The organism is Alphaproteobacteria bacterium, from assembly GCA_041396705.1.
Classification (GTDB): domain Bacteria; phylum Pseudomonadota; class Alphaproteobacteria; order CALKHQ01; family CALKHQ01; genus CALKHQ01.
This window is the reverse complement of sequence record JAWKYB010000022.1, coordinates 55,742-74,889: the sequence shown is the minus strand read 5'-3', so window position 1 is coordinate 74,889 and position 19,148 is coordinate 55,742. Positions and strand designations below refer to the sequence as shown.

22 protein-coding genes are annotated in these 19,148 nt (G+C 71.8%); 12 read left to right on the top strand and 10 right to left on the bottom strand.

The features are described 5' to 3' along the window. The 3 genes from R3F55_24070 to R3F55_24060 form a co-directional block, all read left to right on the top strand. Positions 1 to 733 (top strand): EAL domain-containing protein (locus R3F55_24070; protein ID MEZ5670453.1); only part of this gene is annotated, 733 nt, incomplete at its 5' end. Positions 734 to 902: 169 nt separating this feature from the next. Next, the gene (gene ugpC / locus R3F55_24065; GenBank protein MEZ5670452.1) at positions 903 to 1,973 is read left to right on the top strand and encodes a sn-glycerol-3-phosphate ABC transporter ATP-binding protein UgpC; all 1,071 of its coding nucleotides are present in this window, start codon (positions 903 to 905) and stop codon (positions 1,971 to 1,973) included. Between the two features lie 351 nt (positions 1,974 to 2,324). After that, positions 2,325 to 3,161: a fumarylacetoacetate hydrolase family protein gene (locus R3F55_24060; protein MEZ5670451.1), complete on the top strand. Its 837-nt coding sequence runs from the start codon at positions 2,325 to 2,327 to the stop codon at positions 3,159 to 3,161. Positions 3,162 to 3,320: 159 nt separating this feature from the next. On the opposite strand, the gene R3F55_24055 is transcribed toward R3F55_24060, so the two are convergent. Further along, positions 3,321 to 3,659 (bottom strand): transcription initiation protein, encoded by a 339-nt coding sequence (locus R3F55_24055; GenBank protein MEZ5670450.1) that lies wholly within the window; start codon positions 3,657 to 3,659, stop codon positions 3,321 to 3,323. Positions 3,660 to 3,860: 201 nt separating this feature from the next. Between R3F55_24055 and R3F55_24050 the strand changes: the two genes are divergently transcribed. Beyond that, the gene (locus R3F55_24050) at positions 3,861 to 4,070 is read left to right on the top strand and encodes a hypothetical protein (protein ID MEZ5670449.1); all 210 of its coding nucleotides are present in this window, start codon (positions 3,861 to 3,863) and stop codon (positions 4,068 to 4,070) included. 36 nt (positions 4,071 to 4,106) lie between these two features. On the opposite strand, the gene R3F55_24045 is transcribed toward R3F55_24050, so the two are convergent. Further along, entirely contained in the window at positions 4,107 to 4,463 is a 357-nt protein-coding gene (locus tag R3F55_24045) for a hypothetical protein (GenBank protein ID MEZ5670448.1), read from the bottom strand. 154 nt (positions 4,464 to 4,617) lie between these two features. On the opposite strand from R3F55_24045, the gene R3F55_24040 reads away from it, so the two are divergent. Continuing rightward, the gene (locus tag R3F55_24040) at positions 4,618 to 5,406 is read left to right on the top strand and encodes a helix-turn-helix transcriptional regulator (GenBank protein ID MEZ5670447.1); all 789 of its coding nucleotides are present in this window, start codon (positions 4,618 to 4,620) and stop codon (positions 5,404 to 5,406) included. A 128-nt stretch (positions 5,407 to 5,534) separates the two neighbouring features. Then, on the top strand, positions 5,535 to 5,822 hold the full coding sequence (locus R3F55_24035) for a cytochrome c (protein ID MEZ5670446.1): 288 nt from the start codon (positions 5,535 to 5,537) through the stop codon (positions 5,820 to 5,822). An 81-nt stretch (positions 5,823 to 5,903) separates the two neighbouring features. Here R3F55_24035 and R3F55_24030 read toward each other — a convergent pair whose 3' ends face one another. After that, the gene (locus R3F55_24030) at positions 5,904 to 6,647 is read right to left on the bottom strand and encodes a gamma-glutamyl-gamma-aminobutyrate hydrolase family protein (protein MEZ5670445.1); all 744 of its coding nucleotides are present in this window, start codon (positions 6,645 to 6,647) and stop codon (positions 5,904 to 5,906) included. Positions 6,648 to 6,816: 169 nt separating this feature from the next. Between R3F55_24030 and R3F55_24025 the strand changes: the two genes are divergently transcribed. Beyond that, complete coding sequence (locus R3F55_24025) at positions 6,817 to 7,671, top strand: hypothetical protein (protein MEZ5670444.1); 855 nt, start codon at positions 6,817 to 6,819, stop codon at positions 7,669 to 7,671. 3 nt (positions 7,672 to 7,674) lie between these two features. On the opposite strand, the gene R3F55_24020 is transcribed toward R3F55_24025, so the two are convergent. Both R3F55_24020 and R3F55_24015 read right to left on the bottom strand, forming a co-directional pair. Further along, positions 7,675 to 8,148: a MarR family transcriptional regulator gene (locus R3F55_24020; protein MEZ5670443.1), complete on the bottom strand. Its 474-nt coding sequence runs from the start codon at positions 8,146 to 8,148 to the stop codon at positions 7,675 to 7,677. Between the two features lie 575 nt (positions 8,149 to 8,723). Continuing rightward, positions 8,724 to 9,404, bottom strand: a complete 681-nt coding sequence (locus tag R3F55_24015; protein ID MEZ5670442.1) for a TIGR02117 family protein — start codon at positions 9,402 to 9,404, stop codon at positions 8,724 to 8,726. Positions 9,405 to 9,721: 317 nt separating this feature from the next. Here R3F55_24015 and R3F55_24010 point away from each other — a divergent pair, with 317 nt between their 5' ends. Further along, complete coding sequence (locus R3F55_24010; protein ID MEZ5670441.1) at positions 9,722 to 10,294, top strand: TetR/AcrR family transcriptional regulator; 573 nt, start codon at positions 9,722 to 9,724, stop codon at positions 10,292 to 10,294. Between the two features lie 35 nt (positions 10,295 to 10,329). Here R3F55_24010 and R3F55_24005 read toward each other — a convergent pair whose 3' ends face one another. Further along, positions 10,330 to 11,646, bottom strand: a complete 1,317-nt coding sequence (locus R3F55_24005) for an NAD(P)/FAD-dependent oxidoreductase (protein MEZ5670440.1) — start codon at positions 11,644 to 11,646, stop codon at positions 10,330 to 10,332. 8 nt (positions 11,647 to 11,654) lie between these two features. Further along, complete coding sequence (locus R3F55_24000; protein MEZ5670439.1) at positions 11,655 to 13,148, bottom strand: AMP nucleosidase; 1,494 nt, start codon at positions 13,146 to 13,148, stop codon at positions 11,655 to 11,657. Between the two features lie 78 nt (positions 13,149 to 13,226). Between R3F55_24000 and dapF the strand changes: the two genes are divergently transcribed. Genes dapF through ftsY form a run of 3 tightly spaced genes read left to right on the top strand, consistent with a single transcriptional unit; the run spans position 13,227 to position 16,221 of the window. After that, entirely contained in the window at positions 13,227 to 14,045 is an 819-nt protein-coding gene (dapF, locus tag R3F55_23995; GenBank protein ID MEZ5670438.1) for a diaminopimelate epimerase, read from the top strand. Then, entirely contained in the window at positions 14,033 to 15,289 is a 1,257-nt protein-coding gene (gene mtaB / locus R3F55_23990; protein ID MEZ5670437.1) for a tRNA (N(6)-L-threonylcarbamoyladenosine(37)-C(2))-methylthiotransferase MtaB, read from the top strand. Before dapF ends, mtaB begins: the two co-directional genes overlap by 13 nt. Next, positions 15,286 to 16,221: a signal recognition particle-docking protein FtsY gene (ftsY, locus tag R3F55_23985; protein MEZ5670436.1), complete on the top strand. Its 936-nt coding sequence runs from the start codon at positions 15,286 to 15,288 to the stop codon at positions 16,219 to 16,221. Before mtaB ends, ftsY begins: the two co-directional genes overlap by 4 nt. A 20-nt stretch (positions 16,222 to 16,241) precedes the next feature. Here the strand turns inward: ftsY and R3F55_23980 are convergent, their stop codons facing one another. The 3 genes from R3F55_23980 to R3F55_23970 form a co-directional block, all read right to left on the bottom strand. Next, the gene (locus tag R3F55_23980; GenBank protein ID MEZ5670435.1) at positions 16,242 to 16,712 is read right to left on the bottom strand and encodes an NUDIX domain-containing protein; all 471 of its coding nucleotides are present in this window, start codon (positions 16,710 to 16,712) and stop codon (positions 16,242 to 16,244) included. Between the two features lie 20 nt (positions 16,713 to 16,732). Continuing rightward, positions 16,733 to 17,320 carry a DUF1579 family protein gene (locus tag R3F55_23975; GenBank protein MEZ5670434.1) on the bottom strand — a complete coding sequence of 196 codons (588 nt, stop codon included), beginning with the start codon at positions 17,318 to 17,320 and terminating at the stop codon, positions 16,733 to 16,735. 123 nt (positions 17,321 to 17,443) lie between these two features. Next, entirely contained in the window at positions 17,444 to 17,899 is a 456-nt protein-coding gene (locus R3F55_23970) for a nuclear transport factor 2 family protein (GenBank protein ID MEZ5670433.1), read from the bottom strand. Positions 17,900 to 18,089: 190 nt separating this feature from the next. Here R3F55_23970 and R3F55_23965 point away from each other — a divergent pair, with 190 nt between their 5' ends. Continuing rightward, on the top strand, positions 18,090 to 19,109 hold the full coding sequence (locus R3F55_23965; GenBank protein ID MEZ5670432.1) for a LacI family DNA-binding transcriptional regulator: 1,020 nt from the start codon (positions 18,090 to 18,092) through the stop codon (positions 19,107 to 19,109). The last annotated feature ends 39 nt before the right edge of the window (positions 19,110 to 19,148 follow it).

Below are 19,148 nucleotides of genomic sequence, written 5' to 3'. Positions count from 1 at the left end.
CCTGCTCGAGAGCGTGCGCGAGGCGCTGCGCAACGACCAGATCGCCCTGCACGTCCAGCCGATCGTCGACATGGCGGACCGCCAGCCGCTGTTCTTCGAGTGCTTCTCGCGCCTGCGCACCGCCGACGGCCGGCTGCTGACCCCGCAGACCTACCTGCCGGTGGTCGAGGCGGAGGGGCTGACCGCGGCCATCGACAACATGCTGCTGCTGCGCTGCGTACAGCTGGTGCGCAGCGCCCAACGGCGCGACCGCCCGGTCACCTATTTCTGCAACATCTCCGGCCGCAGCCTGGACGACCGCGTGTTCTTCGCCGACTTCCTCGATTTCGCCTCCGACAACGCGCTGCTGTCCAGCCACCTGGTGTTCGAGATCGACCACCGCACGCTGGCCGGTCTGACGCCGGAGGCGACGCGCGACCTGCGCGCGCTGGCCGATCTCGGCTATCGCTTCGCGCTGGACAACGCCGACCTTGCCCATGTCGACGCCGCGCTGCTGACCGACCACCGCATCGCCTTCGTCAAGGCGCGCATCGGCAACCTGGCCGAGCGGGCCGGCCACGACCGCCACCTGATCGACCTGGAGCGGCCGCTGCTGCTGGCCGGCGCCGAGCTGATCGCGACCCATATCGAGCGGGAGTCGCACTGCACCACCCTGGCCAACCTGCCGGTCCGCTTCGGCCAGGGCTTCCTGTTCGGCGAGCCGGCGCCGATCGAGTCGCTGCGCCGCGACTGACCGCCCTTCCGCCCCGCGGACGGCCGCCCGCGCCCGCGCAATTTCAGTTTGTCGCGGGCTTGCGTGCCGTATAGGGTCCCCCCATACTGCCGGCTGCCAAGAACCCGGCGGAAAGGACAGTCTGCCCGGCCGCGCCCGCGGACGAGCGCAGGGGAGAGAGGGGGAACGCATGGCGTCCGTGACGGTCGAGAAGGTCAAGAAGGCGTTCGGTACGGTGGAGGTGATCCACGGCATCGACGTCGACATCGCCGATGGCGAGTTCGTCGTGCTGGTCGGGCCGTCCGGCTGCGGCAAGTCCACCCTGCTGCGGATGATCGCGGGGCTGGAGGACATCACCGAGGGCGAGATCTCGATCGGCAGCACCGTGGTCAACCGCGTGCCGCCGAAGGACCGCGACATCGCCATGGTGTTCCAGAACTACGCGCTCTATCCGCACATGACCGTCTACGACAACATGGCGTTCAGCCTGAAGCTGCGGAAGGCCGACCGGGCGACCATCGACGCCCAGGTGCAGAAGGCGGCCCGCACGCTGGGCCTGACCGAGTATCTGAAGCGCTATCCGCGGCAGCTGTCGGGCGGCCAGCGCCAGCGCGTCGCCATGGGCCGCGCCATCGTGCGCGACCCGCAGGTGTTCCTGTTCGACGAACCGCTGTCGAACCTGGACGCCAAGCTGCGCGTGCAGATGCGCACCGAGATCAAGGAGCTGCACCAGGAGCTGAAGACGACCTCGGTCTACGTCACCCACGACCAGGTCGAGGCGATGACGATGGCCGACCGCATCGTCGTCATGCATGACGGCATCGTCGAGCAGGTCGGCTCGCCGCTCGACCTCTACGACAACCCGACCAACAAGTTCGTCGCCGGCTTCATCGGCTCGCCGTCGATGAACTTCATCGACGGCGTGCTGCGCCGCGACGGCAACCAGATCTACGTGCAGACCGCCGACGAGACCCGGCTGCCGGTCGACAAGGACCCGGCCGCCCATGACGGCACCGCGGTGACCTACGGCATCCGGCCGGAGCACCTGGAGCTGGCGGCGGCCGGCGAGGGCTTCCAGGCCGACGTCATCGTGGTCGAGCCGACCGGAGCCGATACCCTGGTGTTTTCGCGCGTCGGCGGCACCCAGATCTGCGCCACCTTCCAGGAGCGGCACAACTTCCAGCCGAACCAGAAGGTGATGCTGCGGCCGCACGCCCAGACCGTGCACCTGTTCGACAACGCGACCGGCGCCCACCTCTAGGCCACGCCCATGCAGATCACCCTGACCGCGGACGGCGTGCTGCCGTCCGACGCCGCGGTTGCGTGCCTGGTCGGCCGCGCGTGGCGCCGGCGCCGGTCGACGGCCCGTCGGTGGTGGTGCTGACCGCCGACCGCGGGGCTGGTCGACATCACCGCCGCCTATCCCACGGTCTCGCATCTGCTCGAGGCGGCCGACCCGGCCGCCGCGGCGCGCGACGCGGCCGCCGCCGGCGAGGCGTGCGGCACGCTCGACGCCGCGCTGGCCGGCGCCACCGGCGGCGACGGCCTCCGCCTGCTGGCGCCGTGCGACCTGCAGGCGCTGAAGGCGGCCGGCGTCACCTTCGTCAAGAGCATGCTGGAGCGGGTGATCGAGGAACGCGCCGCCGGCGATGCCGGCGCCGCCGACGAGATCCGCCGCACCATCGGCGCGGAGATCGGCGGCGACCTGGCCGCGATCGTCCCCGGCTCAGACCAGGCGGCGCGGCTGAAAGACAGCCTGATCAAGCGCAAGCTGTGGTCGCAGTATCTGGAGGTCGGCATCGGACCGGACGCCGAGGTCTTCACCAAGGCGCCGCCGATGGCCGCGGTCGGCGCCGGCGCCGACATCGGCATCCACCCCCGCTCGGCCTGGAACAACCCGGAGCCCGAGATCGTGATGGCGGTCAACAGCCGCGGCGAGACGGTCGGCGTCGCGCTGGGCAACGATGTCAACCTGCGCGATTTCGAGGGGCGCAGCGCGCTGCTGCTCGGCAAGGCCAAGGACAACAACGCCAGCTGCGCCATCGGACCGTTCATCCGCCTGTTCGACGACCGCTACGGCATCGACGACGTGCGCCGGGCGCATGTGGCGCTGAAGGTGGAGGGCGACGACGGCTTCGTGCTGCAGGGCCGCTCCGCCTTGTCGGAGATCAGCCGCGACCCGCTCGACCTGGTCGCCCAGACCATCGGCAAGACCCACCAGTATCCCGACGGCTTCATGCTGTTCACCGGCACCATGTTCGCGCCGGTCGAGGACCGCGACACGCCGGGCCAGGGCTTCACCCACAAGGTCGGCGACCGGGTGACCATCGCCAGCGAGCGTCTCGGCGCGCTGGTCAACCGCGTCGACCACGCCGACCACGTCGCTCCCTGGACCTTCGGCAGCCGCGCGCTGATGGAGAACCTGGCCAGGCGCGGGCTCTTGGGCTGAGGCAGGGCGGCCGAGCGGCGGTCGCGGACAGGCGCCCGTCCGTTTAGGCCGCCGTCCGACGGCGCGCCTCCAGGGTTCTTCGGCTGAACGGGGGCGCGGCCCGTTCAGGGTTACGGGCACCGGTACCGCAAGGCCTCGAGACCCGGCAATGCCCCCTGGCTAACTCGCCGGATCGTACATGAATTCGCGCAGTTCCTGTGCGCAACGGCAGGCGACCGCGATCTTCCGCGCCCATTCTTCCGCATCCTCGCGCGTCGGCAGCTCCAGCACGGTGAACCCGCCGTTGAGCCTGCTGCCCGGATGGGTGCCGGCGGACACCGTGCCGTCGCCCGACACCAGCACGGGTTCGACCCGCTCGTCGATGCCGCCGGCGAATACGTAGACGCCGGCCGCCTTGGCTTCCTCGATCACCGCATGCGCCGCGGCGGCGACACCCGGGAGGTCGCCGGCGGCGACCGTCATGGCTTCGCTCGGGAAGGAGATCAGGTACTTAGCCATGCGCCATGATACGTCGCGGACCGGGCCGAGACAACGCGGCGGCCGGCGTCGGCGGCCGCCGCGACCGCGCATGCATCGCATCTGGCGGATCCGCCGCGCGGACGGCGAACGCCGCGACGCCGCTGTGACGGGCGTCATTGATCCGGTGCGCGAACCCCTGCGACCTGTCCTTATCGTAATGTGCGGGACAGGAGGGATGGCGTGTCGCAGGCGATCGGCAAGATGATGATGGTCCTGTCGTGCTGGGCCGCCGGCGCGGCGCTGTTCCTGGCGTTCTTCGATGCGGCCGCCGCCGACGGGCCGGAGGTCTGGCCGACCCTGGCCGCGGCCGCCCTGTTCGTCATGCCGCTGGCGATGCTGCTGCGCCATGCCGAGCAGAAGGCGGAGACCGAGCGCCGGCGACCGGACTGAGCCGATGCGCCGGCGCCCGGCCAGCCGGGGCGAAACCTAGGCCGCAACGCTGCGGCGCCGCAGCCCGATCAGCTGCAGTTCCGCGTAGACCCCGACCAGCACCGCCTGGGCGATCACGAACGCCCAGCCCAGCGCCGTCGGCGCGACCCACCCGCCGACCAGCAGCGCGATGCTGGCGACCACCCAGCCGGCATTGGCCGCGACGATCGCGACAGCAAGCTGACGCGGCACCGCCGGCCGGCTCGCGGCCCAGCCGACCAGCGCGACGAACGGCGGCACCGCGACCCCGGCCCAGCGCAGCAGCGCGGCCGGCAGGCCGAACAGGTCGCCGAGCGGCTCGGCAGCCGCGATCAGCGCGACCGCGAACGGGCCGAGGTGCAGGCGTCGATCCACAGCATCCGCGCCAGGAGGTCGGCGTTGCGCAAATTCATGGCGAAGCTCCTTCTGCCGATGGCGAACGGCGGCCACGCTAGGGCCCGGCGGTGCGGCGGGTCGATTACGTCCCGGGTAATTGGCGCGCCGTCCGGCAGGCTGTTACGGTCCGGCCATGCAGGACGCCACCCAGACCGTCGGCGAGCAGCTGCGCGACTGGCGGCAGCGCCGGCGCATGAGCCAGCTGTCGCTGGCGCTCGACGCCGACATCTCGGCCCGCCACCTCAGCTTCGTCGAGACCGGCCGCGCGCGGCCGAGCCGGGCCATGGTGCTGCACCTCGCCGACTGCCTCGCCGTTCCGCTGCGCGCACGCAACGCGCTGCTGCTGGCCGCCGGGTTCGCCCCGGCCTTCCCGCAGCGGCCGCTCGACGACCCCGCCCTGGCGGCGGCGCGGCAGGCGATCGACCAGGTGCTGGCCGGCCACGAGCCCTATCCGGCACTGGCGGTCGACCGGCACTGGACCATGATCGCCGCCAACCGCGCCGTCGGCCTGCTGACCGACGGGGTCGACCCGGCGCTGTTGCAGCCGCCGGTGAACGCGCTGCGCGTCAGCCTGCACCCGGCCGGCCTGGCGCCGCGGATCCGCAACCTCGGCGAATGGCGCGCGCACGTCTTTGCCCGGCTGCGCCAGCAGATCGCGGCCAGCGCGGATCCCGGGCTCGCCGCCCTGCTCGCCGAGCTCGAGGCGCTGTCGCCGTCCGGCCCCGGCGAGGCCGCCCCGCCCGACCGGGCGGCGGTGGTGGTGCCGCTGCGCATCGCCACCCCGGCCGGCGAACTCGCGCTGTTCGGCACCGTCACGGTGTTCGGCACGCCGGTCGACATCACCCTGGCCGAGCTGGCGATCGAGGCGTTCTATCCGGCCGATGCCGCCAGCGCCGCGCTGCTGCGGACGTTGCTGGCCTGACGCGCATCGGCCAGTGTGTCGGCATCCAGCGGGCCGCGGCGGGCCGAGTCGCGAAGCGCAGGCGCAGCAGCGAGAGAGAGGGCGATCCGGTGAGACGGCACCTTGCAGCCACCGTCTGGCTGGCGGCCATGGGCGCCGGGGCGCCCGCCGTCGCCGCCGACGACACGGACACCGCCGCCGGCGCGGCCTTCGTCGAGGCGAACTGCGCGGTCTGCCATGCGGTCGACCGCGAGGGCGCCAGCCCGCATCGCGACGCCCCCGCCTTCCGCACCCTGTCGCAGCGCTATCCGGTGGAAAGCCTGGCCGAGGCGCTGGCCGAAGGCATATTGGTCGGCCACCCGGACATGCCCGAGTTCGCCCTGGAGCCGGACCAGATCGACGGCGTCATCGCCTATCTGCAGTCGATCCAGGATTGAACCCGGCGCGGCTTGCGGGCCGGCGCGACGGCGGCCATGCCGGTCGCCGGTCCCCCGGGGCCGTGTACGCGCCCGTCGCGCTCAGCCGTCGCGCACGGCCTCGCCGAACGCGGCGAACAGGTGGCGCGACGGCGCGTCGGTGCGGGCCAGGAACTCAGGGTGCCACTGCACGCCGATGGCGAAGGCGGGGCGGTCGTGCAGGCTGACCGCCTCGACGGTGCCGTCCTCGGCCTCGCCCTCGACCCGCAGGCCCGCGGCCAGCCGGTCGATGCCCTGGCGGTGCACCGAGTTGACCATGATCGTGTCGGCGCCGACGATGTCGGCCACCGGCCCGTCCTGGCGCAGCCGCACCGGATGGCGCAGCGCGAAGCGCTGGTCGAGGCCGGCGTCGGCGGGGGCGCGATGGTCCATCCGTCCGGGCAGGTTGTGCACCGCGGTGTGCAGCGTGCCGCCGAGCATGACGTTGAGCTCCTGCAGCCCGCGACAGATCGCGAACAGCGGCAACCGCCGCTCCAGCGTCGCCGCGATCAGCGGGAAGCTGGTCTCGTCGCGGTCCGGGTCGTAGGGCTCCGCCTCCGGGTCCGGGTCGGCGCCATAGCGCGCCGGATGCACGTTGGACGCGCTGCCGGTCAGCAGCACGCCGGCGACGCAGTCCAGCACCGCGCCGATGTCGGACAGCCGGCCCAGCGCCGGCACGATCACCGGCTGGCAGCCGGAGAACTCGGCCAGCGGGCGGAGATACTGGTCGTAGACCAGGTGGGTCGGCCGGTCGGTGATGCGGAAATCGGCGGTCACCGCCACCAGCGGCGTGGAGGCTTGCGGCATGTCCGGGTCCCTGCTGCGCCCGCCCGATGCGGGTGCCGCTGTTTGGCACGGTTCGCCCGCGGCGTGAAGGGGCCGCTGCGCCATTGACCCGGGCGGGAACCCCGCCATTGTTGCTCCGTTCACGGTCGCAGGCAGCGCCATGATTCGCACACCGACCCGACGACTTCGCTTGCCGATCGCGGCCGCATTGGCCGCGCTGCTGGCGCTTGCCGGCTGCGACGACGGCATCGATCCGCTGTTCTCGCGCCAGGCGCTGCCGCCCGGCCTCGCCCTGCTGCCGGCCGACCGCGTCGGCATCGTGGTGCAGCCGGTCACCGGGGTGTCGGAGCCGTTCGCCACGGAAATGGCGGCGGCGGCGGCGGACGCGCTGCAGCAGCGCAACGTGCCGGCCAGCCTGCGCGGCGGCGCCGCGTCCAGCTACTTCCTCAGCGGCGACATGGGCATGAGCCAGAACGACAACGGCACCGTCACCCTGCGCGTGACGTGGGACCTGACCGGGCCCGACGGCGCGCTGGTCGGCAGCCACACCCAGCACCGCGATTCGCCGCCGCCGAGCGAGCGCACCGGCGACCTGCTGCGGCAGATGGCGGCCGACGCGGCGCCGCAGATCGCGGCGATGATCCAGACCGGCGCGCCGCCGCCGCCGGTCGCGGCGACCGCGGCCGCCGCCGACAACGCGGTCAGCATCGGCGCCATCGCCGGCGCGCCCGGCCGCGGCGAAGCCGAACTGGAGGCGGCGCTGATCGCCAGCCTGCCGCTGTACGGCGTGGCGGTGCAGCCCGGCGCCGGCGACGGCCTGCGTCTCGACGGCGCCGTCACCCTGACCCCGGTCGACGCCGGGACCGAGCGGATCCGGCTGACCTGGCGGCTGCTCGACGGTGCCGGCACCGAGCTTGGCCAGCTGGCGCAGGAGAACGACATCCCGGCCGGCAGCCTCGACGGCGACTGGGGCGAGGTCGCCTATCTGATCGCCGACGGGGTCGCCGCCGGCATCGCCCAGATCATCGACCGCACCGGCGGCTGAGCGTCAGCGCGCGCCGTCGTCGCGCCCATCGTCGCGCCCAACGTCGCGGGCGGCCTGCATCGCCGCGATCGCGCGGGCCATCAGGCTGACGAACCGGTCGCTCTCGGCCGCATCGAAGCCGGCCAGCGCCTGCGCGTTCTGCGCCGCCGCCGCGCGCAGCGCCGGCGTGCGCAGCCGGCGCCCCTTGTCGGTCAGCCAGACCTGCTGCGCCCGCGCATCGGCCGGGTGCGGCCGGCGCACGACCAGCCCGTCGCGCTCCATCCGCGCCAGCGTGTTGGCCATCGTCGCCTGCTCGATGTCGAGCCGGCGCACCAGCTCCTTCTGCGTCAGGCCGTCCGTCTCCCACAGTTCCAGCAGCGCCGGGAACTGGCCGGGCGTGATGCCGAGCGGCCGGATGCGCTCCTGCAGGCCCAGCGCGAACAGCCGCGCCATGTGGTTGGCCAGATAGCCGGCCGAAGTGCCCTTGCTGAATGCCATGCCGCAGATTCCATTTGCATAGCTCACTATGCCATAATATATAGCATGCTATACATATACGGAGGTCGCGACGATGGCGGCACAGACGCACAGCGCAGGCCCGGCAAGAGCCGGGCGAACGGTGATCCGGCTGCTCCACCCGGTCGCCGGCGGCACGGCCCTGGCCCTGATCCTGGTGTTCTGGGCGGCGACGGTGGCGACCGAGCTGCTCGCCGCGACCGACGCGGTGATCGCGGTCAAGCGCGCGATCCCATGGGGCCTGACGCTGCTGGTGCCGGCACTGGCGGCCACCGCGGCGAGCGGGGCCGTCCTGGCCCGGGGGCGTAGCGGTCCGCGCGTGACGCGCAAGCGCCGGCGCATGCCGCTGATCGTGGCGAACGGCCTGCTGATCCTGGTGCCGTCCGCCCTGTTCCTTGCCTGGAGGGCCGGGCGCGGCGAGCTCGACGCCTGGTTCTACGCGGTCCAGGCGCTGGAGCCACGGCGGCCAGGGCGGTCAACCTGGTCCTGCTCGGCCGCAGCGCCCGCGACGGGCTGGCGTTGGCCCGCCGCGGCCGGGGTTAGCCCGGCGGCGCCGCTCAGTCGCGCAGATGCGCGAGCAGCGGGTCGGGGAACGGGCTCCACACGCCGGTGCGGATGCCGGCGGCGGCCAGCCCGCGCCGCACCCATTCGTTGCAGGTGACGAACATGCTGTAGGCGCCGTGGCTTTCGTAGAAGCCGTCGTTGCCGAGATAGCTGTAGCCCGCGATCCGCTGCGGCCGGCCGTCGGGGCCGGGCCGGATTGCCGCCATCACGTGGTCGACCAGCACGTCGTAGGCCTCCGGCGAGATCCGCACCTCGACATAGTCCTCGCCCTCGGGCCACGGCGCCCAGTAGCTGACGTGCAGCGCGGTGCCGCCGGTGCCGCTGAGCGCGGTCAGCGCGACGCCGAGGGTCAGGTCGTCCCAGGTCGGCACGTTGAGGTAGAACTCGCGGCTGCCCCAGCCGAAGGCGACGGTCGCCGGCTGCCAGGGCACCGCGGGAAAGTCCTTGGGCGGGAACAGCTGGGTCCAGTCGGTGCCGTTGGCGTTGACCGGCAGGTGCAGGTTGGCGTGGATGCCGTTGTTCGACAGGCCGATCGGAATGCCGTCGGGCACCGGCGCGAAATCGTCGTTCACGGTCCAGCGCGACAGTGCGAAGGCGCTGCCGAAATAGGCGCCGACCAGCGCCGCGATCACTGCGATGCCGATCGCCAGGATGCGCGCAATCCGTCTCAGCATCGCCCCCGCCTGCCTCTCCCATCGCCGCCCACAGTTCCGCCGCAAGCGGGCAGGAATAAGGCGGCGCCGGCGCGCGGCGACGCGCCGGATGGCGGCGCCGGCTGCCGGCAATCGCGACCGGCGGCGCCGGACCGGCGCCAAGGCCGGCGCAAGGCTTCGCGGCAGCCGCCGTCTTGGATGTACCCGCCATGGCTGTATTACCGTGGAATCCGCAAACTACCTATCAATAGATTGAACAACTTTTTGCTGGACGCCGTTGACGTTGACGCCGAATTACTTTCGCTTGTTTCGTTGCAGAAACCGAGCGGGGACGAGCGATGCCGCGCCGCGCCAAGTCGGCCGCAATTCTTGATTCGGCGGAGCGCATGGCGCGCACCGTCGGCTTCAATGCCTTCAGCTTCCGGGACGTCGCCGAGGACATCGGCATCCGCAGCGCCAGCGTGCATTATCACTTTCCCACCAAGACCGAACTCGGCATCGCGCTGACCCGTCGTTTCGCCGAGCGGCTGATGGCCGAGCTGGGCGACGCCGACGACGCCGACGTCCCGCCTTCCGCCCTGCTCGACCGCTATGTCGCGGCCTTCCGGCAGCTGGTCGACGAGGGTGCGCAGACCTGCCTGTGCACGGTCCTCGCCGCCGAAATCGGTTCGCTGCCGCCGGAGCTGGCGGCCGAGGTGCGGTCGTTCTTCGGCCAGCTGCACGCCTGGCTGACCCGCGTCTTCGTCCGGATGCCGGCCGCGGCCGCCGAGGACTCCCGCGGCGGCGCCGAGGTCGACGCGGTGCTGTTCCAGTCGGCGGTCCAGGGCGGCCTGCTGCTCGCCCACGCCCGCGGTTCGGCCGCCATCTACGACATCGTCGCCGGCGCCGCGAAGGACCGGGCCGGGGCCTGACCGGCGCCAGCGCCGCCGGGTCCCCGTACTGCGGCTCAGTGCAGCTTGATCCGCGGCCTGATGACGCGGTTGATGTGGCCGACCAGGATCATCGCGATCGCGCGCAGCCAGCCGTGCACAGCGATCAGGTGCAGCCGGTACAGCGAGACGTAGACGAAGCGGGCGATCCGCCCCTCCACCCGCATGCTGCCGCCGACCAGGTTGCCCATCAGGCTGCCGATGGTCGAATAGTGGCTGAGCGAGACCAGCGAGCCGTGATCCTTGTAGACGAAGGGCTTCAGCGGCCGCCCGGCCAGCAGCGCCGCCAGGTTCCTCGCCGTGCGGCTGGCCATCTGGTGGGCGGCCTGGGCACGCGGCGGCACCGGCCGCTCCCAGCCCGGCAGCGCGCACGAGCAGCAGTCGCCGATGGCGAAGATGCGCGGGTCGCGGCTGGTGCGCAGCTCCGGCGTCACCACCAGCTGGTTCAGCCGGTTGGTCTCCAGCCCGGCGATGTCCTTCAGGAAGTCCGGCGCCTTGATCCCGGCAGCCCACACCCGCAGCGGCGCCGCGATCAGGTCGCCGTCGGCGGTCTGCATGCCCTGCGGCGTGCAGGCGACGATCCGCGTCGCCGTGCGCACGTGCACGCCGATCCGCTCCAGCTCCTTGTGCGCGGCATCGGACACCCGCTCCGGCACCGCCGGCAGGATGCGCGGGCCGGCCTCCACCAGCGTCACGTCCATCCGGCTGTTGTCGAACCGCTCCAGGCCGTAATGCGCCAGTTCGCGCGCGGCGTTGTACAGCTCCGCCGACAGCTCCACGCCGGTGGCGCCGCCGCCGACGATGGCGACCCGCACCTTGGCGTCCGAGGCCGGGTCGTCCGAGACCTGTTGCGACACCTTCAGGCACAGGTTCAGCAGCTTCTGGCGGAACCGTTCGGCCTGGCGGCGCTGGTCCAGGTAGATGCAGTGCTCGGCGACGCCCGGCGTGCCGAAGTCGTTGGAGACGCTGCCGATCGCGATCACCAGCCAGTCGTATGAGAGCCGGTAGCGGCCCATCACCTCCTCGCCGTCCTCGTCGACGATCGGCGCCAGCACCACCGCCTGCGCGTCGCGGTCGATCGCCTCCAGCGCGCGCGGGAAATAGCGATAGCCGTAGCGGTGGGCGTGGCTGCGATAGCCGACCTCGTCCAGGCTGGAATCGAGCGCGCCGCTGGCCACCTCGTGCAGCAGCGGCTTCCAGATGTGGCTGCGGTTGCGCTCGACCAGGATGACCTCGGCCCGGCCGCGCCGCGCCAGCTTGCGCCCCAGCCGCGCGACCAGCTCCAGCCCCGCCGCGCCGCCGCCGACGACCACGATCCTGGGCTTGGCCGCCATCGGCGCGCTCAGCGGAAAGCCGGCTCGTCGAGGGTTCTGAGCTTGCGGGAATGCAGCTCCTCCGGGCCGCGCTCGCGCAGCACGTCGATGGCGCGCAGCCCGATCTGAAGGTGCTGGTTGACGCGGTTGCGGTAGAAGCTGTCGGCCATGCCGGGCAGCTTCAGCTCGCCGTGCACCGGCCGGTCCGAGATGCACAGCAGCGTGCCGTAGGGCACCCGGAAGCGCAGGCCGTTGGCGGCAATGGTCGCCGATTCCATGTCGACCGCGATGGCGCGGGCCAGCTCGAACCGCTTCAACGCCGCGTTGGCGCCCTGCAGTTCCCAGTTGCGGTTGTCGACGGTGGCGACGGTGCCGGTGCGCATCACCTGCTTGACGCCATAGCCGGTGACGCCGGTCGTCTCCATCACCGCGTCCTGCAGCGCCACCTGCACCTCGGCGATCGGCGGCACCGGCACCCAGATCGGCAGGTCGTAGTCCAGGATCTTGTCGTCGCGCAGATAGCCGTGGGCGAGCACATAGTCGCCCAGCCGCTGGCTCGACCTGAGCCCGCCGCAGTGGCCGAGCATGATCCAGCAGTGCGGGCGCAGCACGGCGATGTGGTCGGTGATGTTCTTGGCGTTGGACGGGCCGACGCCGATGTTGACCATGGTGATGCCGTCGCCGCTGGGCCGCTTCAGGTGATAGGCCGGCATCTGCGGCATCCGGGTCGGTTTCGGACCGGCGATGGAGCCGCCGCGCGTCGTCACCACCTCGCCCGGCTCGACGAACTCGGTATAGCCGTCGTCGCCGCCGGCGGGCGGATGCGCCATCTCCGCCTGGCCGTAGCGGATGAACTCGTCGATGTAGAACTGATAGTTGGTGAACAGCACGAAGCGCTGGAAATGTTCGGGCCGGGTGCCGGTGTAGTGGCGCAGCCGCTGCAGCGACAGGTCGACCCGCGGCGCCTCGAACAGCGCCAACGGCCACGGGTCGCCGTCCGGCGGCACGTAGGTGCCGTTGGAGATGTCGTCGGTCATGTGCACCAGGTCGGGCAGGTCGAAGGTGTCGGCGACGCTGACCAGCCGCTCCGGCGTCAGCCCGCTCAGGTGGTCGCCCAGGCTTTCGTCCAGTGCGAAGTGCAGCGGAATGCGCTGCTCCGACACGCCGACATGCACCGGCGGGCCGTGGTGCAGCAGCAGCGTGCCGATCTGCTCGCGGTAATAGGCCTCGAACAGGTCGGGGCGGGTGACGGTGACGCCGAAATTGCCGCGGCCGCGGGCGAAGCCATAGGCGCGGCGGGTATCAAGGTTCTTCGGGTCGGCGTCGACCGTGATCGCCACATAGGGATAGCTGGCGTGGACCGGCCCGCCGGAATCCTCGCCGTTGGCGAAGCGGGCGAAGCGGTCGCGGATGGTGCGCACGCTGGACCGGTAGATCTCGCCGATCCGCGCCACCGCCTCGTCGGCGGTGGTGAAGGGCAGCAGGTCGCGGGCGGGAATGCGGCCATAGTTGCGCCTGGCCATCGGATGGCTCTCCTTGGTCATCGGCGCCGTGCGGGCCGGGGTGGACAGGCGTCCGTGCCCGCCCATATAAGCGGCGCCATGACCCAACGGTGTTTCTACAAGATGCACGGCCTTGGCAACGACTTTGTCGTCGTCGACGCGCGGGCCGAGCTGTTCGAGGCGGACTCCGAGCGCATCCGCGCCATCGCCGACCGTCGCACCGGGGTCGGCTGCGACCAGTTCATCGTGATCACGCCGCCGCAGCACAAGGCGGCGTCGGCCGGCATGCGCATCTTCAACGCCGACGGCGGCGAGGTCGAGGCCTGCGGCAACGCCGCCCGCTGCATCGCCCGCCTGCTGATGGACGAGGGCCGCGACCAGGTGCGGATCGAATCCCCGGCCGGCATCCTGGTCGCCCGCCGCGCCAACGGCGAGAAGGTCACGGTCGACATGGGCCCGGCCGGCGTCGACTGGGTCGACATCCCGCTGGCCGAGGCGCAGGACACCCTGCACCTCGACCTCGAGATCGGGCCGTACCGCGACCCTTGCGCGGTCAACATGGGCAACCCGCACTGTGTGTTCTTCGTCGACGACGCCGAGGCGGTCGACCTCGCCCATTGGGGCCCGCAGGTGGAGCACCACCCGCTGTTCCCGCAGCGCACCAACGTCGAATTCGTCCACCTTGCCGGACCGAACCACCTGCGCATGCGGGTGTGGGAGCGCGGGGTCGGCATCACCCGCGCCTGCGGCACCGGCGCCTGCGCCAGCGTGGTGGCCGCCCGCCGCCGCTACCTTGTCGACGGCCCGACCCGGGTGACGCTGGACGGCGGCGAGCTGGAGATCGACTGGATCACCACCGGCCACGTGCTGATGACCGGCCCGACCGCGCTCAGCTTCCGCGGCGAGTGGCCGCTGTGAGCGCGCCGCAGTTCATCACCTTCGGCTGCCGCCTGAACGCCTACGAGACCGAGGTGATGCGCCGCAACGCCGCGGCGGCAGGGGTCGAGCGCGCCGTCGTCGTCAACACCTGCGCGGTGACCGCCGAGGCCGAGCGGCAGGCGCGCCAGGCGATCCGCAAGGCCCGCCGCGACCACCCCGACGCCCGCATCATCGTCACCGGCTGCGCCGCGCAGATCGCGCCCGAACGCTATGCCGCGATGGCTGAGGTCGACCAGGTGCTGGGCAACGAGGCCAAGCTCGACCCGGCGATCTGGCGCCGCGACGAGCCGATGCTGGTCGACGACATCATGGCGGTGCGCGAGACCGCCGGCCACCTGGTCGAGGGGCTGGAGGGCCGCACGCGCGCCTTCGTCCAGGTGCAGAACGGCTGCGACCATCGCTGCACCTTCTGCATCATCCCCTACGGCCGCGGCGCCAGCCGCTCGGTGCCGGTGGGCGAGGTCGTGCAGCAGGTCCGCACGCTGGTCGGGCGCGGCTATCGCGAGGTGGTGCTGACCGGCGTCGACCTGACCAGCTACGGCGCCGACCTGCCCGGCGCGCCGCGGCTCGGCCAGCTGGTCCGCCGGCTGCTGCGGCTGGTGCCGGCGCTGGACCGGCTGCGGCTGTCGTCGCTGGACCCGGCCGAGATCGACGACGACCTGTGGCGGGCGCTGGCCGACGAGCCGCGGCTGATGCCGCACCTGCACCTCAGCCTGCAGGCCGGCGACGACATGGTGCTGAAGCGGATGAAGCGCCGCCATTCCGCCGCCGATGCCACGACGGTGGTCGACCGCGCCCGTGCGCTGCGGCCCGACGTCGTCTTCGGCGCCGACCTGATCGCCGGCTTCCCGACCGAGACCGAGGCGATGGCGGCGAACACGCTGGCGCTGGTCGAAGCGCTCGACCTGACCTGGCTGCATGTCTTTCCCTATTCCGCCCGCCAGGGCACGCCGGCCGCGCGGATGCCGCAGGTGCCGGCGCCGATGCGCAAGGCGCGCGCCGCCGCCTTGCGCGCGGCCGGCGACGCGGCGGTGGCGCGCCACCTCGCCGCCCAGGTCGGCCGCACCGTGCCGGTGCTGATGGAGACAGACGGGCTCGGCCGCACCGCGCAGTTCGCGCCGGTCGCCGTTGCCGATGCCGGGGCCGGGGCGCTGCTGCCGGTCCGCATCGTCGGGCTGGACGGCGGCCGGCTGGTCGGCCGGGCGCTGGCAGCCGCGGCATGAGCGAGAAGAAGGGATGGTTCGCCCGGCTCAAGGCCGGGCTCAGCCGCACGTCGTCGAAGATCAGCGAGGGCGTCGGCGCGATCTTCACCAAGCGCAAGCTCGACGACGACACGTTGCAGGAGCTGGAAGAGCTGCTGATCGGCGCCGACCTCGGCCCGGCCACCGCAGCGCGGCTGGCCGGCAACCTGGCCAAGACCCGGTTCGGCAAGGAGGTCTCGCCGGAGGAGGTGCGGACCGCGCTGGCCGAGGACGTCGCCGAGATCCTGGCGCCGGTGGCGCAGCCGCTGGACGTCGATCGCGGCCACAAGCCCCATGTGGTGCTGGTGGTCGGCGTCAACGGCAGCGGCAAGACCACCACCATCGGCAAGCTGGCCAAGCAGCTGCGCGAGGCCGGCAAGTCGGTGATGCTGGCCGCCGGCGATACCTTCCGCGCCGCCGCGATCGAGCAGCTGCAGATCTGGGGCCAGCGCACCGGCGCGCCGGTGATCGCCAAGGCCGCCGGCGCCGATGCCGCCAGCCTGGCCTACGACGCGCTGGCCGAGGCGCGGCGGTCGGGCGTCGACGTGCTGCTGATCGATACCGCCGGCCGGCTGCAGAACAAGCAGAACCTGATGGACGAGCTGGCCAAGGTGGTGCGCGTCATCGCCAAGCAGGACGCCACCGCGCCGCACGACACGCTGCTGGTGCTCGATGCCACCGTCGGCCAGAACGCGCACAGCCAGGTCGAGATCTTCAAGTCGATGGTCAACATCTCCGGCCTGGTGATGACCAAGCTCGACGGCACCGCCAAGGGCGGCGTGGTGGTCGGGCTGGCCGACCGGTTCGGCATCCCGGTGCATGCGGTCGGCGTCGGCGAGTCCGCCGACGACCTCAGGCCATTCGACCCCGCCGACTTCGCCCGCAGCCAGATGGGCCTCGACCAGGCCGGCTGAGCGCAGGGCCGCCGGGCGGCTCAGTCGGGCAGCAAGTGCGGAAGCAGATCCCGCATTCCATCCGGGTACAGTTCGATCGCGCCACGCACGAGCGCCTCGATCGGATACCACGCGCAGACCGGTCCGCTGTTGCCGCCCTCATCGACGCGGATCTCGTCCTGGTCCTGAAGCCACCCCGGATCGAGGCGGATCGGAAAGGCGAAAACGATCTCGTAGCCTGCCGCGCCTTCATGGGTGTAGAGGTTCTCGATGACGGCCGGCGCGCCGACGACGGTGATGCCGGTTCCGAACTCCTCGCGGAACTCGCGGCCCAGCGCCTCGACGGCTCGCTCGCCGAACTCCACGGCGCCGCCTGGCGGCCGGCAGCCCTTGACCCGGCCGGAGTCGTCCCGCACGCGCATGGCAAGTATCGAATCGCGATGCCTGGCGATACCGATCGCGATCACCCGCACCCTCTGCTGCGGCCGCCAGCGAACGGTTTCCCTGAACACCGGTTCGGCACTCCCGCCGCCTACTGCCGCTCGTAAGCGATCTCCATCACCTCGGCTTCGTCCATGCCCGGATACTGGAAGTAGAACACGCTGGTCTCGCGGTCCGGGCCGTCGATGACCCGCTCGATCCGGGTCGGGATGTCGCCCATCAGCGGGGCGACGGTGGTGCCCTCGAAGGTGTAGGTGGCGGTGGCCTCGTCGTAGCTGCCGTACAGCACGATCAGCGCCGTGCTCATCGTGTCGGTCCAGGTGGTCCAGTAGCGGCCGGTGACGTTGTCGTAGCCGGTGCGGCCCTCGCCGGTGAACGGCATGCCCATCATCGACCCGGCGAAGCGCTCCTCGACCACGCGCCCGTCCAGCGCCACCGTCCGCTCGGCGGTGCCATGCTCGGTGATCATCTGGTCGGAACCGGGCATCGCGGCATAGGTGGTGGTCACCGCCCAGGTCCCGACGCGCGCGGCCAGCGCCTCGTGCTGCGGGCCGACCGCCATGGCGGCCTGCCAGGCCGCCATCATCTCCTCCTCGGTCGGCTGCTGGGCCGCCGCCGGCACGACGGCAGACAACCCGGCGATCACCGCGGCCGCCGTCATCATCGCAACGCGCGCCATCTTTTCCTCCCTGCTGCTGCGTCCGGCCACCGGTGGCGGCGGGACGCCCGACTCTGGGTCCGGCCCGCGGTTGCGGTCAATCGCGGCGCGGTAGCAGTTTCGTGAGCGCCGCCGCCGCCGCGCCTAGCCGGGATTGGCCGTGGTGGTGAACAGGGCGGCGATCCGCCAGCCCGCATCGGTGTCGACCGCCAGCATGCTGACCAGGAAGCGCAGCCGGTCCGGCGCGGCGGCGCGCCCGATCACAAGCGTCAGCGGCAGGTGCAGATAGGCCGCGCTGGCGTTGACCGGCACGAACACGGCCTGGTCCAGCGCCGGCTCGACCTGCCAGACCTCGGCGCGCTGGAAGGTCGCCATCCGCTCGACCATGGTCTCGGGCCCCCAGTAGCTCATGCCGTTGCTGACCCACAGGAAGCGCGGCGAGTCCAGCAGCAGGTCCCGCACCGCCGGCACGTCGTGCGCGTTCTGCGCGGCGGCGAAGCGGTCGTAGAGGTCGCGCACCGCGCCCTCCTGGTCCGGCCCGGCCAGTGCGCCGGCCAGTGCGCCCCACAGCACCACGAACACAATCGCGATCCGCAGCATCGTTCCATCCTCCCTCCGGATTGCCGATGCCTGCGTTCTACGGGGCCGCCGCGCGACGGTGAAATGCCTGGCGGCTATCGACCGCAAAGCCCGGCGCTATGATGAGAATTTCCGCAGAAATACGCCAAAGACAACGTTGTCATTGACAACGTTGTCATCGCCGGTTTTGCTTTGCGGAAAGGAAGCGCCGATGCCGACCATCAAGGATGTCGCCACCCGTTCGGGCGTGTCGATCAAGACCGTCTCGCGGGTGATGAACGCGCCGGACACGGTGACGGCCCGCACCCGCGACCGGGTGATGCGCGCGGTGCGCGACCTCGACTTCGTGCCGGATCGGCGCGCCAGCGCCATGCGATCCGGCCGTTCGCGCGTGGTCGGCTTCCTCAGCGACATGGTCGCCACCACGCCCTACTCGGTCGACATCATCCGCGGCGCGCAGGAGGCGATGGCCGAGCGCGGCATGACCATGCTGCTGGCCAACGCCGACGGCGGCGGCTTCGGCGAGCATCTGCGCGACTTCCAGGGTTTCCGCGTCGACGGCGTGATCGTCGCCACCATGTACCACCGGCTGGTCGACGACCTGCCGCCGCTGGACGACGCCGTGCTGGTCAACGGCTTCGAGGCGGCGCTGCGCTATCCCACGGTGCTGCCCGACGACTGGACCGCCGGCTATCGCGCCGCCGGCCACCTGATCGCGCTGGGCCACCGCCGCATCGCCTTCGTCACCCTGCCGGCCGAGGTGGCGGCGACGCCGCTGCGGCTCGACGGCTTCCGCACCGCCCACGCCGAGGCGCGGCTGCCGGTCGATCCCGACCTGATCGTCGAGGGCGTGATGCGCACGCCGGGCCAGGGCCACGACGGCCAGACCTGGCGCGCGTTCGAGGTGGCCTGCGCCCTGCTGCAGCAGCCGGACCGGCCCGACGCGATCGTCTGCGGCAACGACATCGTCGCCATGCACGTCTACAACGCCGTCCACGCCTGCGGGCTTTCGATCCCGGCCGACGTCTCGCTGGTGGGCTTCGATGACAACGTTGTCATCGCGACCGGCCTGCGACCGGCGCTGACCAGCGTCGGCCTGCCCTATGCGGCGATGGGCCGGCGCGCGGTCGAGATCCTGCTGATGCCCGCGCCGGAGCGGCCGGTCGAGACCCTGTGGATCGACTGCCCGCTGGTCGAGCGCGCCTCGTGCCGAAGCCGGGCCGCACCGTGACCCGGTCCCGCAGACAACCGCGCGGCACAGCGCGGACCC

What these genes read in the sequence shown, in the direction of transcription:
- ugpC (MEZ5670452.1), top strand. Translation starts at nt 903, where the DNA reads ATGGCGTCCGTGACGGTCGAGAAGGTCAAGAAGGCGTTCGGTACGGTG.
- R3F55_24060 (MEZ5670451.1), top strand. Translation starts at nt 2,325, where the DNA reads ATGCTGGAGCGGGTGATCGAGGAACGCGCCGCCGGCGATGCCGGCGCC.
- R3F55_24055 (MEZ5670450.1), bottom strand. Translation starts at nt 3,659, where the DNA reads ATGGCTAAGTACCTGATCTCCTTCCCGAGCGAAGCCATGACGGTCGCC.
- R3F55_24040 (MEZ5670447.1), top strand. Translation starts at nt 4,618, where the DNA reads ATGCAGGACGCCACCCAGACCGTCGGCGAGCAGCTGCGCGACTGGCGG.
- R3F55_24035 (MEZ5670446.1), top strand. Translation starts at nt 5,535, where the DNA reads ATGGGCGCCGGGGCGCCCGCCGTCGCCGCCGACGACACGGACACCGCC.
- R3F55_24030 (MEZ5670445.1), bottom strand. Translation starts at nt 6,647, where the DNA reads ATGCCGCAAGCCTCCACGCCGCTGGTGGCGGTGACCGCCGATTTCCGC.
- R3F55_24020 (MEZ5670443.1), bottom strand. Translation starts at nt 8,148, where the DNA reads ATGGCATTCAGCAAGGGCACTTCGGCCGGCTATCTGGCCAACCACATG.
- R3F55_24015 (MEZ5670442.1), bottom strand. Translation starts at nt 9,404, where the DNA reads ATGCTGAGACGGATTGCGCGCATCCTGGCGATCGGCATCGCAGTGATC.
- R3F55_24010 (MEZ5670441.1), top strand. Translation starts at nt 9,722, where the DNA reads ATGCCGCGCCGCGCCAAGTCGGCCGCAATTCTTGATTCGGCGGAGCGC.
- R3F55_24005 (MEZ5670440.1), bottom strand. Translation starts at nt 11,646, where the DNA reads ATGGCGGCCAAGCCCAGGATCGTGGTCGTCGGCGGCGGCGCGGCGGGG.
- R3F55_24000 (MEZ5670439.1), bottom strand. Translation starts at nt 13,148, where the DNA reads ATGGCCAGGCGCAACTATGGCCGCATTCCCGCCCGCGACCTGCTGCCC.
- dapF (MEZ5670438.1), top strand. Translation starts at nt 13,227, where the DNA reads ATGACCCAACGGTGTTTCTACAAGATGCACGGCCTTGGCAACGACTTT.
- ftsY (MEZ5670436.1), top strand. Translation starts at nt 15,286, where the DNA reads ATGAGCGAGAAGAAGGGATGGTTCGCCCGGCTCAAGGCCGGGCTCAGC.
- R3F55_23975 (MEZ5670434.1), bottom strand. Translation starts at nt 17,320, where the DNA reads ATGGCGCGCGTTGCGATGATGACGGCGGCCGCGGTGATCGCCGGGTTG.
- R3F55_23970 (MEZ5670433.1), bottom strand. Translation starts at nt 17,899, where the DNA reads ATGCTGCGGATCGCGATTGTGTTCGTGGTGCTGTGGGGCGCACTGGCC.
- R3F55_23965 (MEZ5670432.1), top strand. Translation starts at nt 18,090, where the DNA reads ATGCCGACCATCAAGGATGTCGCCACCCGTTCGGGCGTGTCGATCAAG.